General features: G+C 75.0%; 14 protein-coding genes. 8 read left to right on the top strand and 6 right to left on the bottom strand.

Annotation, left to right across the window (positions count from 1 at the left end):
* The first annotated feature begins 67 nt into the window (after positions 1 to 67).
* The 4 genes from QSK52_RS06265 to QSK52_RS06255 all read left to right on the top strand — a co-directional run bounded on the left by QSK52_RS06265 (position 68) and on the right by QSK52_RS06255 (position 2,606).
* Positions 68 to 652, top strand: coding sequence for a pyridoxamine 5'-phosphate oxidase family protein (locus tag QSK52_RS06265; protein ID WP_285734507.1), 585 nt, complete (start codon positions 68 to 70; stop codon positions 650 to 652).
* Between the two features lie 79 nt (positions 653 to 731).
* Complete coding sequence (locus tag QSK52_RS39435) at positions 732 to 1,427, top strand: RibD family protein (protein ID WP_352230272.1); 696 nt, start codon at positions 732 to 734, stop codon at positions 1,425 to 1,427.
* Complete coding sequence (locus QSK52_RS39430) at positions 1,414 to 1,881, top strand: deaminase (protein ID WP_352230271.1); 468 nt, start codon at positions 1,414 to 1,416, stop codon at positions 1,879 to 1,881. The genes QSK52_RS39435 and QSK52_RS39430 overlap by 14 nt, the downstream gene beginning before the upstream one ends.
* Before the next feature lie 68 nt (positions 1,882 to 1,949).
* Complete coding sequence (locus tag QSK52_RS06255) at positions 1,950 to 2,606, top strand: HAD-IA family hydrolase (protein ID WP_285734504.1); 657 nt, start codon at positions 1,950 to 1,952, stop codon at positions 2,604 to 2,606.
* 59 nt (positions 2,607 to 2,665) lie between these two features.
* On the opposite strand, the gene QSK52_RS06250 is transcribed toward QSK52_RS06255, so the two are convergent.
* Both QSK52_RS06250 and QSK52_RS06245 read right to left on the bottom strand, forming a co-directional pair.
* A complete protein-coding gene (locus tag QSK52_RS06250) occupies positions 2,666 to 4,057 on the bottom strand; it encodes an MFS transporter (RefSeq protein ID WP_285734502.1) in 1,392 nt (463 codons plus the stop codon).
* On the bottom strand, positions 4,054 to 4,656 hold the full coding sequence (locus QSK52_RS06245; protein ID WP_285734500.1) for a TetR/AcrR family transcriptional regulator: 603 nt from the start codon (positions 4,654 to 4,656) through the stop codon (positions 4,054 to 4,056). Before QSK52_RS06245 ends, QSK52_RS06250 begins: the two co-directional genes overlap by 4 nt.
* A gap of 53 nt (positions 4,657 to 4,709) precedes the next feature.
* Between QSK52_RS06245 and QSK52_RS06240 the strand changes: the two genes are divergently transcribed.
* Entirely contained in the window at positions 4,710 to 5,297 is a 588-nt protein-coding gene (locus tag QSK52_RS06240; protein ID WP_285734498.1) for a Uma2 family endonuclease, read from the top strand.
* Here the strand turns inward: QSK52_RS06240 and QSK52_RS06235 are convergent.
* Both QSK52_RS06235 and ychF read right to left on the bottom strand, forming a co-directional pair.
* On the bottom strand, positions 5,248 to 5,937 hold the full coding sequence (locus QSK52_RS06235) for a 2-phosphosulfolactate phosphatase (protein ID WP_285734496.1): 690 nt from the start codon (positions 5,935 to 5,937) through the stop codon (positions 5,248 to 5,250). The genes QSK52_RS06240 and QSK52_RS06235 overlap by 50 nt on opposite strands.
* Before the next feature lie 106 nt (positions 5,938 to 6,043).
* Complete coding sequence (ychF, locus tag QSK52_RS06230) at positions 6,044 to 7,117, bottom strand: redox-regulated ATPase YchF (protein ID WP_285734495.1); 1,074 nt, start codon at positions 7,115 to 7,117, stop codon at positions 6,044 to 6,046.
* Positions 7,118 to 7,456: 339 nt separating this feature from the next.
* On the opposite strand from ychF, the gene QSK52_RS06225 reads away from it, so the two are divergent.
* Complete coding sequence (locus QSK52_RS06225; protein ID WP_285734493.1) at positions 7,457 to 7,879, top strand: DUF6542 domain-containing protein; 423 nt, start codon at positions 7,457 to 7,459, stop codon at positions 7,877 to 7,879.
* Between the two features lie 94 nt (positions 7,880 to 7,973).
* On the opposite strand, the gene ppgK is transcribed toward QSK52_RS06225, so the two are convergent.
* Both ppgK and QSK52_RS06215 read right to left on the bottom strand, forming a co-directional pair.
* The gene (gene ppgK, locus QSK52_RS06220) at positions 7,974 to 8,750 is read right to left on the bottom strand and encodes a polyphosphate--glucose phosphotransferase (RefSeq protein ID WP_285734491.1); all 777 of its coding nucleotides are present in this window, start codon (positions 8,748 to 8,750) and stop codon (positions 7,974 to 7,976) included.
* Between the two features lie 166 nt (positions 8,751 to 8,916).
* Positions 8,917 to 9,891, bottom strand: coding sequence for a 4-hydroxy-3-methylbut-2-enyl diphosphate reductase (locus QSK52_RS06215; protein ID WP_285734489.1), 975 nt, complete (start codon positions 9,889 to 9,891; stop codon positions 8,917 to 8,919).
* A gap of 84 nt (positions 9,892 to 9,975) precedes the next feature.
* On the opposite strand from QSK52_RS06215, the gene QSK52_RS06210 reads away from it, so the two are divergent.
* Complete coding sequence (locus QSK52_RS06210) at positions 9,976 to 11,322, top strand: APC family permease (protein ID WP_285734486.1); 1,347 nt, start codon at positions 9,976 to 9,978, stop codon at positions 11,320 to 11,322.
* Positions 11,323 to 11,554: 232 nt separating this feature from the next.
* Positions 11,555 to 12,772: an exodeoxyribonuclease VII large subunit gene (xseA, locus tag QSK52_RS06205; protein ID WP_285734484.1), complete on the top strand. Its 1,218-nt coding sequence runs from the start codon at positions 11,555 to 11,557 to the stop codon at positions 12,770 to 12,772.
* Positions 12,773 to 12,805 lie beyond the last annotated feature (33 nt).

Genomic DNA, 12,805 nt, shown 5'->3' with positions numbered 1-12,805 from the left:
TCTCGCATCGCAAGACTGATGAGCAATCACTCGTCTTTTCCACGTCGGCGGGAGCAGAATGCTCCGCATGGGAAAGACCTATGAGCGCATTGATGCCAAGCTGCGCGCGTTCATCGAGAAACAGCCCGTCTACTTCGTCGGCACCGCCCCGCTGGCCGCCGACGGCTTCCTCAACCTGTCGCCCAAGGGCCGGGTCGGCACCCTCGTCGTGATCGACGAACTGACGCTCGCCTACCTGGACTTCGGCGGCTCGCACGCCGAGACCATCGCCCACCTGCGGGAGAACGGGCGGATCGTCCTGATGTGGTGCGCCTTCGAGGGCCCGCCCACCGTGCTGCGGGTGCACGGGCACGGCGAGCCGGTGTTCCGCGACGACCCGCGGTTCGCCGAGCTGCTCGCCCGCTTCGACCCCGCCGCGGACGGCACCGCGCTGCGCGCGATCGTCCTGGTCCGGGCCGAGCGGGTCAGCGACTCCTGCGGGTTCGCCGTCCCGTTCATGGACTACCGGGCCGACCGGACGCTGCTCGCCGAGTACTTCGACCGCAAGGGCGAGGACCGGTTCAGCGAGTACTGCGAGGGCAAGGAGAACGTCGGCGTCAGCATCAACGGGCTGCCCGCCCTGCCGCTGCCGGTGCCGCCCCGGCCGTCCTGAGCGGCCGCTGCCGCCGGGCGGCGCACGGGCGGGCGTACGGTGGGAGCCCCGCCGCCCGCCGACCCCGTGGAGTCCCGCCGTGCCCCGCCCCCACGTCCTGCTGAGCGCCGCGGTGTCGCTCGACGGCCACCTCGACGACGCCTCGCCCGAGCGGCTGCTGCTCTCCAACGCCGAGGACTTCGACCGGGTCGACGCGCTGCGCGCCGACAGCGACGCGGTCCTGGTCGGCGGCGGGACGCTGCGCGCCGACAACCCCCGGCTGCTGGTCAACTCGGCCGGGCGGCGCGCCGAACGGGTCGCCGCCGGGCGCCCCCCGTACCCGCTGAAGGTCACCCTGAGCGCGAGCGGGCGGCTCGACCCGCAGCTGCGGTTCTGGCACACCGGCGGCGCCAAGCTCGCCTACACCACCGACGCCGCCGCGCCCGCGCTGCGCGCCGCGCTGGCCGGGGCGCCCGGCACCGAGGTGGTCGGCCTGGGCCCGCAGGTGGCGCTGGGCGCGGTGCTGGACGACCTGGGCGCCCGCGGGGTGCGCCGGCTGATGGTCGAGGGCGGCGGCGCCGTGCACACCCGCTTCCTCGCCGAGGGCCTCGCCGACGAGCTGCAGGTGGCCGTCGCCCCGCTGCTGGTCGGCCAGGCCGACGCGCCGCGCTTCCTCTCCCCCGCCGCCTACCCCGGCGGCCCGACCCGGCGGATGCGGCTGCTCGGGGCACGTACCGTGGGGGACGTCGTCCTGCTGCGGTACGCCCCGAAGGAGTCCCCCGATGAGCACCGGTGACCACGACCGCGAGCGCGACCTGCACTGGATGCGCCGCGCGATCGAGCTGTCGAAGCGCTGCCCGCCCTCCACGACCGCCTTCTCGGTCGGCGCGGTGGTCGTCGGCGCGGACGGCGAGGTGCTCGCCGAGGGGTACAGCCGCGAGGTGGACGCCGTGAACCACGCCGAGGAGGCCGCGCTCGGCAAGCTCCCGGACGGCGACCCGCGGCTGCGCACCGCCACCGTCTACTCCACCCTGGAGCCCTGCGGCCGGCGCGCCTCCCGGCCGCACCCCTGCGCGGAGCTGATCGTCGCGGCCCGGGTGCCGCGGGTGGTGGTGGCCTGGCGGGAGCCCGCCCTGTTCGTCGAGGACTGCCAGGGCACCGCACTGCTGACCGCCGCGGGCACCGAGGTGGTCGAGCTGCCGGAACTCGCCGCGGAGGCCCGGGCGGTGAACGCGCACCTGGTGGGCTGAGGGCGCCCGCGGACGTTTTTGTACGATTGAGGAACAAACACTCGTACGAGGCCTCCCGAGGAGCCCCGATGCCCGTCCTCACCCCGCCGGTCCGGGCCGTCCTGCTCGACATGGACGGCACCCTGGTCAACTCCGACGCCGTGGTCGAACGCTGCTGGCGCCGCTGGGCCGAGCGCAACGGCCTGGACGGCGACGAGGTGATGCGGGTCGCGCACGGGCGGCAGGGCCACCTCACCATGGGCCTGCTGCTGCCCGACCGCCCGGTGGAGCAGAACCTCGCCGAGAACGCGGTGATGCTCGACGAGGAGTCCTCCGACACCGAAGGCGTGGTCGAAGTCCCGGGCGCCGCACGGCTGGTGGCCTCGCTGGCCGGTCTGCCGCACGCCCTGGTGACCTCCGCCGACGACCGGCTGGCCCGGGTCCGGATGGCCGCCGCCGCCGTCCCGCTGCCGCCGCTGATGATCACCGCCGAGCACGTCGGCGCCAGCAAGCCCGACCCGGAGGGCTTCCTCAAGGCCGCCGCCGAACTGGGCGTCGCCCCCGCCGAGTGCCTGGTGCTGGAGGACTCCGAGGCGGGCATCGCCGCCGCCCGGGCGGCCGGGATGCCGGTGCTCGGCATCGGCCCGCGCGCCGCCGCCCACCGGCCCGACCACCACGTGGACGACCTGTCCGGCGTCTTCGTCAGCCCCGCCGCCGACGGCACCCTGGTCGTCGAACTGCCCTGATCCGCCCTTCGGTTGACGCCCGGTGACGCGCCGCAGCGAGGGCTGCGCGGCGCCGGGCGTCACGCGCCGCCGACAGCGGGCCCGCGGAGGTGCCGACCGGCCGGGAGGGCGGCGGCGGGCAGCAGGCCGAGGGCGGCGAGCAGCGCCAGGGCGGGCAGGGCGCCGGGCGTTCCGGTGCCGGTGCCGGTGCCGACGGCGACCGCGATGCCCAGGGTCGGACCGACGTTCATCGCGGTCTGCTTCAGGCCGCCGACCACCCCCGCGTACCCCGGCGGGGCGTCGCCGACCACGGTGCCGGTCGCCGTCACCATCACCGCCGCGAACCCCGCGCCCAGCAGCGCCGAGGCCACCGCGGTGGCCGCCACCGACGCGCCCGCGCCGCCCGGACCGGCCAGCCCCGCGATGCCCGTCACCAGCAGCGCCACCCCCGCCAGCGCCGTCCACCGCGGCCCCCGCGCCCGCAGTGCCCGTTCCGCCGCCGGGGCGCCCAGCACCATCAGCGCGGTCAGCGGGAGCATCCGCAGCGCGGTCTGCGACGGGCCGACGTGCAGGGCGTCCTGGAGGCGGAAGGTGGTGCTGAACAGGGTGCCGAACAGCCCGGCCGAAGCGGTCAGCAGCAGGAACAGGGAGGCCGCCACCGGGCGCGACCGGACCACCGGACGCGGCACCACCGGGTTCGCGGCCCGCCGCTCGTGGCCCACCAGGGCCCCCAGCAGGGCCGCGGACAGCGCGAGTTCGACGGACGCCCCGCCCCAGCCGCGCTCCGGGACGCGGGACAGCGCGTGCACCGAGACCGCCAGCGCCGCCGCCAGCAGGACCGCGGCCGCGAGGCCGAACGGGGGCCGGGCTCCCGGGTTCCCGGGCTCAGCCGGACTCTCGGGCTCGACCGGGCTGCCGGGCTCGACCGGGGCGGGGCGCAGGGCGAGCGTCATGGCGGCGAGCAGCACGGCGACCGGGACGTTGATCCAGAACACCGCGCGCCAGCCGAACCCGTCCACCAGTGCCCCGCCGAGCAGCGGACCCGCGCCCGCCGCCACCGCGATCGCCCCCGTCCGGACGGCGACCGCCCGGCCCAGCCGCTCCGGCGGGCAGCACAGCCGCAGCAGCGCGAGCGTGCCCGGCTGCAGCAGCGCGCCGAACACGCCCTGGGCGACCCGCAGTCCGACCACCCAGCCGACGGTCGGCGCGAGCGCGACGCCCGCCGAGGACGCGCCGAAGCCCAGCACGCCCGCCAGCAGCGTCCGGCGGTGGCCGTACCGGTCGCCGAGCCGCCCCGCGAGCACCAGCAGGGCCGCGACGGCCACCAGGTAGCCGGTGCTCGTCCACTGCAACCGGGCCGCGGTGGCGTCGAGTTCGCGCTTCATGTCGGGCTGCGCCATCAGCAGCACCGTGCCGTCCAGGGCCACCAGGACGGCCGCCCCGGCACTCACCGGCAGCGCGAGGCGGCTCACTGCGCGGCCCCGAGGTCCGCGGCCCCGAGGTGCGCGGTCAGCACCGCCGCCAGCAGTTCCTCCTCGCGCCCCTCCCCCAGCATCAGCCCCGTGCTCCCCCAGCCCTGCAACTGGGCCAGCCCGTGCAGGTTCGCCCACAGCGCGGCGGTCACCACCGGGGCCCGCTCCGCGTCCCCCGTGCACTCCCCGACCAGGCGCACCAGCTCCCCGAACAGCGGCACCGTCGCCTCCCGCAGCCGCGGCCCCGCCTCCGCCAGCCCGTCGCTGCTCAGCAGGTCGTGCCGGAACATCAACTCGTACATCCCGCGCCGCTCGACGGCGTACGCCAGGTACGCCCGGGCGAGCCTGGCCAGCCGCTCCCGCGGCTGCGCCCCCCGCACTGCCGCGAACCGCCCCGCCAGCTCCTCGAACCCGCGGCGCGCCACCGCCGACAGCAGCTCCCGGTGGGTCGCGAAGTAGCGCCGGGGCGCCCCGTGCGACACCCCGGCCCGCCGCGCGATCTCCCGTAGCCCGACCGCCCCCGACCCCTCCGCCACCACCAACTCCACCCCGGCGTCCACCAGGCGCTCCCGCAGGGGGGTCTGTTCGTCGCTGCTCATGGACACTGTCTACCAGCAGCGAGTAGACAGTGTCTACGGACTACGTTGAAGACATGGCCCCACTGCCCGACTGGATGCGCCCGCCCCGCGCGGAAGGCTGGTTCGCGGAGGATCTCGACCGCCTGCCCGAGGCGCCGCGGCACACGGAACTGATCGACGGAGCGCTCGTCTTCATGACGTCCCCGCAGCGGTCGTGGCACAGCCGCGTCGTCACCGCGCTCACCAACGCCCTCACCGCCCAGGCCCCCGCCGACATCGAGGTCGAGCGCGAAATGACGGTCCGGCTGGACTCCCGCACCCGTCCCGAGCCCGACCTCCTGCTCGTCACCGTGCCGTTCGACCCGGACCGCACCTGGCACGACCCCGCGAACGTCCTGCTCGTCGCCGAGGTGGTCTCGCCCGAGTCCGCCCACCGCGACCGCACGGTGAAGCTCCGCAAGTACGCCGAGGCGGGCATCCCCCACTACTGGCTGATCGAGGACGAGTCCGGAGCCGCCGTGGCCCACGTCTACGAACTCGACGCCCCCACCCGCAGCTACGTTCCGGTCGGCATCTTCCGGGGGGCGTTCACCCGCTCCGTGCCGTTCGCGGTCACGGTCGACCTCGACCGGCTCGTTCCCCGTACGGGCGCAGCACGGTGAGGCCGTCCTCCGGGGCGGCGGACATCGCGAAGGGGAAGCGGTCGAGCTCCAGGCAGAGCCGCACGTCGTCCTCGTGGACGCCCTTGCGGACGTGCTGGAGCAGTTCCGCGGCGGCGGTGGAGTCGGCGGCGCGCCGGAGGTAGGGGGCGGGGTCCGGGGCGGGGCCGGTGGCGCGGTGGGCGATGTACCGGGCGCAGGCGAGGTCCTCCTCGGCGCGGCCGTCCTCGCCGGTGACGACGAAGGTCACCTCCGGGCGGCCCCGCAGGGCGCGGGCGGTGGCCCCGGCGACCACGAAGCTCGCACAGAGCACCAGGTCGGCCCCCTGCACCGCGAGCGCGCCGACCGTCCCGGCGGTGGTCTTCTGCACGACGGTGCGCCCGGCGAGGTCGGTGCCGCGGATCCGGCCGGGCGAGTTGACGGCGTCGAAGCCGGGCGCGGGCGCCCCGTCCTTCAGGGCGACCCACTCGGGGTGACGGGCCTTCAACTCCAGTGCCGCGTCGAGCGATTCGGCCAGCACGATCCGCTCCGCCCCCTGCGCGAAGGCCCAGGCGGCGGTGGTGAAGGCCCGCATCACGTCGACGACCACGGCGACGGACGGGGTGGCGGTGAGTTCGCCGATGGCGAGGAAGCTGGTCTCCATGCCGCCCATCCTCACCGGCCCGCCCCGCCCGGCACCAAGGCTTTTCCGGGCCCGGACGCGGCGGTGGCCGCCCTCCCGGGGGAGGGCGGCCACCGTTGCGGGCCGGTCAGACGTTGAAGCGGAACTCGACGACGTCGCCGTCCTGCATGACGTAGTCCTTGCCCTCGATGCGGGCCTTGCCCTTGGCGCGGGCCTCGGCGAGGGAGCCGGCGGCGACGAGGTCGTCGAAGGAGGTGACCTCGGCCTTGATGAAGCCCTTCTGGAAGTCGGTGTGGATGACTCCGGCGGCCTCGGGGGCGGTGGCGCCCCGCTTGATCGTCCAGGCCCGGGTCTCCTTGGGGCCGGCGGTCAGGTAGGTCTGCAGGCCGAGGGTGGCGAAGCCGACCCGGGCGAGGGTGGCGAGGCCGGGCTCGTCCTGGCCCATGGACTGGAGGAGTTCGAGGGCCTCGTCGTCGTCGAGCTCGATCAGCTCGGACTCGATCTTGGCGTTGAGGAAGATGGCCTCGGCGGGGGCGACCAGGGCGCGCTGGGCGTCCTTGAAGTCCTCGTCGGAGAGGGCGTCCTCGTCGACGTTGAAGACGTAGAGGAACGGCTTCGAGGTCATCAGGTGCAGGTCGCGGATGGCGGTGGTGTCGAAACCGGCCTCGAAGAGGGTCTTGCCGGTCTCCAGGACGGCCTGGGCGGCCTCGGCGGCGGCGAGCACGGCCGCGGTGTCCTTCTTGAGCCGGGCCTCCTTCTGGAGCCGCGGCAGCGCCTTCTCGATGGTCTGCAGGTCGGCGAGGATCAGCTCGGTGTGGATGGTCTCGATGTCGTCCTTGGGCGAGACCTTGCCGTCGACGTGGACCACGTCGGGGTCGGTGAAGGCCCGGACGACCTGGCAGATCGCGTTGGCCTCGCGGATGTTGGCGAGGAACTTGTTGCCCAGGCCCTCGCCCTCGCTGGCGCCGCGGACGATGCCCGCGATGTCGACGAAGTCGACGGTGGCCGGGAGGATGCGCTGCGAGCCGAAGATCTCGGCGAGCTTGCCCAGCCGCGGGTCCGGGACGCCGACGACGCCGACGTTCGGCTCGATGGTGGCGAACGGGTAGTTGGCCGCCAGCACGTCGTTCTTGGTCAGGGCGTTGAACAGGGTCGACTTGCCGACGTTCGGCAGGCCGACGATTCCGATCGTGAGCGACATGGAGAGTGGTGTCCCGGGGCTTGGAGGGCGTCGAGGTGGCCCGGTGCGGGCCGATCCCCCAGTCTACGGGGCGCGCGGGGGGACGGACGAAGCGCGGTGGGAGCGCGCACCGGCCGGACACGGACAATTGCTCGGGAGCCATTACACACGGTGTCGATGATCGGACCGTACGTTGGTCGGGTGGAGCAGAGCATCCGTACCCAGCCGCCAGGGCCGAGAAGGCGACCGCCCGGACGCGGCGCCGGCGAGGCCGCCGTTCCGGGGCAGAGCGGGCCCCCCGAGTCGCGGCTGCGGTCGGCGTCCGGCGCCCGGACCGGCCCGCCGGCGCTGAAGCGCGCGGTGCAGCGGCTACTGGCGGCGCGGCAGCGGCGCGGCGGGAGCGGGCGTCCGGCCCGGCTGACGGCGGTGGGCACCGGGGTCGTGGCGGTGGCCGGGACGCTGGTGTGCGCCGCGGTGGACCGGTTGCTGTTCGGCGGGCTCGGGGTGCTGTTCGGGCTCGGCTATCTGGTGGTGTGCTTCCAGCTGGCCGTGCGGGTGCGGTACCCGGACCTGCCGGCGGCGCCGATCTGCGGGCCGATCGCCTTCGCGGCGGCGCTGGTGCTGCTGCAGCCGGGACCTGCGCAGGGCGTCACCGGCCAGGTGGTCGCGCTGGCCGGCGGCCTGGCGCTGCGGGCGGGCTGGCTGTTCGCCGGCACCGCCCTGGCCGCCGCGATCGTCACCGCGCGTTACCTGGCCCAGCGCCGCCGTCGCCGGGCCAGGTAGGGCGCCGGGCCGGGCAGGCCGCCGGGCCAGGTAGGTCGTCGGGCCGGCCAGGTCGGCGGCCCGGGCAGGTCGGCGGCCCGGCGGGTGCGCGGGGTCAGTGGCCGACCGGGGGTTCGGCGGCGGGCACGGTGGGCTGCAGGGTGGCCGCCATGGCCGCGCCGACGATGCCCGCGTCGTTGCGCAGTTCGGCGGGGACGACCTCGGCGCGGCGGTCCTTGAGCAGGGGCAGGAACTTCTCGTGCTTGCGGCTGACGCCGCCGCCGATGACGATCAGCTGCGGGGAGAACAGCATCTCGACCAGGTCGAGGTACTCGTCGACCCGCCCGGCCCACTCGGACCAGCTGAGGTCGTGGCGCTCCTTGGCGGCGGAGGAGGCGCGCCGTTCGGCGTCCTTGCCGCGCAGTTCGAGGTGGCCGAGTTCGGTGTTGGGGACGAGCACGCCGTCGGAGAACAGGGCGCTGCCGATGCCGGTGCCGAAGGTGAGCAGCAGGACGACGCCGCCCCGGCCGCGTCCGGCGCCGTAGGTGACCTCGGCGATGCCGGCCGCGTCGGCGTCGTTGACCACGGTGGCGGGCAGGCCGAGGGCCTCGCTGAACCGGGCGGCGGCGTCCAGGCCGATCCAGCCCTTGTCGACGTTGGCGGCGGTCATGGTGCGCCCGTCGACGACCACGCCGGGGAAGGTCAGGCCGACCGGCCCCCGGTGGTCGAAGTGCCGGACGACCTCGCAGACCGCGCCGATCACCTCCTCCGGTCCGGAGGGGTGGGGGGTGAGCACCTTGTGGCGCTCCCGGGCGAGCGCGCCCATGTCCAGGTCGACCGGTGCGCCCTTGATGCCCGAGCCGCCGATGTCCACGCCGAAGACCGTCGTCACTGCCGTCGCCTCCCGTGCCCGCCGGGGGCGTCCGCTGCCCGCCGGCCCTCGCACCAACGTACGGGGGTACGGGGTCGGGCGCAGCCCGTTCCCGGAGGGCGGCCGCCCGCACGGGCGACGCCCGGCCCCGTGGAGCGGGACCGGGCGCCGGGCGGGACGGGGAGGGTCAGACCTTGCCGGCGGCTTCGGCGCGCAGGTCGCGGCGGAGCTCCTTGGGGAGCGAGAAGGTGAGGTGCTCCTCGGCGGTCTTGACGATCTGCACGTCCTGGAAGCCGTGCGCGGCGAGGAGTTCGAGCACGCCGTCGACCAGGACCTCCGGCACGGAGGCGCCGCTGGTCAGGCCGACCGTGCCGACGCCCTCCAGCCAGGCCGGGTCGATCTCCTCGGCGAAGTCGACCAGGTGGGCGGCCTTGGCGCCGTACTCGAGGCCGACCTCGACCAGCCGGACCGAGTTGGAGGAGTTCTTGGAGCCGACCACGATCAGCAGGTCGGCCTCGGGGGCGAGCTGCTTCACCGCGACCTGGCGGTTCTGGGTGGCGTAGCAGATGTCGTCGCTGGGCGGGGAGACCAGCAGCGGGAAGCGCTGCTTGAGGGCGCCGACGGTCTCCATGGTCTCGTCCACGGAGAGGGTGGTCTGGGAGAGCCACACCAGCTTGGACTCGTCGCGGACCTTGACGTTGGCGACGTCCTCGGCGCCGTCCACCAGGTGGATCCGCTCGGGGGCCTCGCCCATGGTGCCGACGACCTCCTCGTGGCCCTCGTGGCCGATCAGCAGGATGTCGTAGTCCTCGTCGGCGAACCGGCGGGCCTCCTTGTGCACCTTGGTGACCAGCGGGCAGGTCGCGTCGATGGTGGCGAGCTTGCCCGCCTCGGCCTCGTCGTGCACGGACGGGGCGACGCCGTGCGCCGAGAAGACCACGATCGAGCCCTCGGGCACCTCCTCCGTCTCGTCGACGAAGATCGCGCCCCGCTTCTCCAGGGTCTGCACGACGTACTTGTTGTGGACGATCTGCTTGCGGACGTAGATCGGCGCCCCGTACTGCTCCAGGGCCTTCTCCACGGCGATCACGGCGCGGTCGACACCCGCGCAGTAACCCCGGGGGGCGGCGAGCAGGACACGGCGCTGGGGGGTGGTCGACATGGCTCCATCGTACGGGCGAGTCCCGCGGGCCCCCACGCGCGTCGGCGCGGTCTTGGCGGCGGCGGGCGGGTCGGATCGGGTGGAATGGCGAGGGTGAGCACACAGGCACCGGCCGCTGAGCTGCGGCGCACCCTCGGGGTGCGGGATCTGATGGTGTACGGGCTGCTGTTCATCGCCCCGATGGCGCCGGTCGGCGTGTTCGGCGTGCTGGACGCGAAGAGCCACGGCGCGGTGGCCGCGGTGTACCTGGTGGCGACGGTGGCGATGGGGTTCACCGCGCTGTCGTACGCCGAGATGGTGCGGGCGGTGCCGCGGGCCGGGTCGGTGTTCGCGTACGCGCGGGCCGGGCTGGGCGAGGGGGCGGGGTTCGTCGCCGGGTGGATGGCGATGCTGGACTACCTGCTGATCCCGGCGGTGGCGTACCTGTTCTCCGGGATCGCGCTGAACTCGCTGGTGCCGGACGTCTCGCGCTGGGTGTGGACCGTGCTGGCGGTGCTGGTCACCACGGCGCTGAACCTGGTCGGGGTGCGGACGGCCGCGGTGGTGGGGTTCGCGGTGCTGGCGATGGAGGTCGTGGTGCTGGCGGTGTTCGTGGTCGCCGCGGTGGTGGTGCTGGCCCGGGACGGGGCGGCGCGCGACTGGGGCTCCCCGTTCGGGGGAGTCGGCGCGTTCTCGTTGACGGCGGTGCTGTCCGCGGTGTCGGTGGCGGTGCTCTCCTACCTGGGCTTCGACGCGATCGCCTCCTTCGTCGAGGAGGCCGTCGGCGCGTCGGCGGCGGTGGCGCGGGCGGTGCTGTGGTGCCTGGCCCTGGCCGGGCTGCTGTTCGTGGTGCAGACGTACCTGGCGGCGGTGCTGGAGCCGACGACGCCGCAGCAGCTGGCCGCCGACCCCCAGGCGCAGGGCTCCGCCTTCTACGACACCGTGGAGTCCTCGGTCGGGCACTGGCTGCACGTGCTGATCGCGGCGTCCAAGGCGATCGGGGCGGCGTTCGCGGCCCTGGCCGGGCAGGCCGCGGCCGGGCGGCTGGTGTTCGCGATGGGGCGGGAGGGGCGGCTGCCGCGGGCGCTCGGCGCGGTCGACGGGCGGACGGGGGTGCCCCGGCGGGCGCTGCTCACCGCGGCCGTGATCACGCTGGTCGCGGCGGTCTGGGCGGCCCGCCGCGACGACGGGCTCGACCAGCTGACCTCGGTGGTCAACGTCGGCGCGCTCACCGCGTTCGTGCTGCTGCACGCCTCGGTGGTGGGCTGGTACGTGGTGCGCGGCGGCTCGCGGGACTGGCTGCGGCACGGGGTGGTGCCGCTGCTGGGCGTGGCGGTGCTGGTGGCGGTGCTGGTGGAGGCGTCGCACACGGCGCAGGTGGTGGGGGCGGTGTGGCTGGGGGTGGGGCTGGTGGTGCTCGTCGCGCAGCGCGGGCGGGAACGCGAGGCGTGAAGCCAGGGGCGCGGGGGGGAACTGCTGCGCTTGGCGGGGTGGTGCGGATGGGGGCGCGGGGAACTGCGCGAAGCGGGAGGTGAACGTCAGCAAGGTCGCGGGACGGTGCAAGTGATCATCCTGCTTCGCGATCTGGCTGTGCGTGCTCTGCCGGCCGCGCAGTTCCCCGCGCCCCTGGTTTCGCGCCTGCGGGTTTCGACTGCGCGTCCAGGGCAGCGGTTAGCCTCGGGGGATGGTCAATGCGAGCAGTCCGGAAGCGCCCCTGCCGGTGGGGAAGGTGTCGGCGTTGATCGGGGGGTGGGTCGATCGGCTGGGCGAGGTGTGGGTGGAGGGGCAGATCGCGCAGCTGAACCGGCGGCCGGGGGCCGGGATGGTGTTCCTGACGCTGCGGGACCCGGACCGGGACGTCTCGTTGACGGTGACCTGCTTCCGGCAGGTGTTCGAGCAGGTGGCGGACGCCGTGCAGGAGGGGGCCCGGGTGATCGTCCGGGCGAAGCCGGAGTGGTACACGGCGCGCGGGACGCTCTCGCTGCGGGCGTCCGAGCTGCGGCTGGTGGGGTTGGGCGAACTGCTGGCGCGGCTGGAGCAGTTGAAGCGGCGGCTGTTCGCCGAGGGCCTGTTCGAGGACGCCCGGAAGAAGCCGCTGCCGTTCCTGCCGGGCTGCGTGGGCCTGGTGACCGGCCGCGGTTCGGCGGCCGAGCGGGACGTGCTGGAGAACGCCCGGCGGCGCTGGCCGGCCGTCCGATTCGAGGTGCGCAACGTGCTGGTGCAGGGGCCGCAGGCGGTGGGCCAGGTGTGCGAGGCGGTGCGGGAGCTGGACGCGCTGCCGGAGGTGGAGGTGATCGTGGTGGCCCGCGGCGGCGGCAGCGTGGAGGACCTGCTGCCGTTCTCCGACGAGGAGCTGGTGCGGACGGTGGCGGCGGCCCGGACGCCGGTGGTGAGCGCGATCGGGCACGAGCCGGACCAGCCGCTGCTGGACTTCGTCGCGGACTTCCGGGCGTCCACCCCGACCGACGCGGCGAAGCGGGTGGTGCCGGACGTGGGCGAGGAGCTGGCCCGGGTGCGGCAGTTGCGCGACCAGGCGCGGCGGGCCGTGCTGCACCGGGTCGAGCGGGAGTCGGCGGGGCTGGCCTCGGTGCGCAGCCGTCCGGCGCTGGCCGCGCCGACCGAGGCGGTGGCGGCCCGCGGCGCGGAGGTGGAGGCGCTGGTGGAGCGGGCCCGGCGGGTGCTCGGGCACCGGCTGGACCTCGCGCAGAGCGACCTGGGGCACGCGCTGGCCCGGGTGGTGGCGCTGTCGCCGCTGGCCACCCTGGAGCGCGGGTACGCGGTGCTGCAGAAGGCGGACGGCACGGTGCTGACCGACCCGGCGCAGGCCGCGGACGGGGAGGTGCTGCGGGCCCGGGTGGCGGGCGGCTCGTTCGGGGTGCGGGCGGAGCCGGACGCGGGCTGACCGCCCGTCGACCATCCGGTACCGGCTCGCGGA

This window comes from Kitasatospora phosalacinea (assembly GCF_030268885.1).
GTDB lineage: Bacteria > Actinomycetota > Actinomycetes > Streptomycetales > Streptomycetaceae > Kitasatospora > Kitasatospora phosalacinea_C.
Note: the sequence above shows the minus strand (reverse complement) of the source record. Positions and strands in the feature narration are given on the sequence as shown.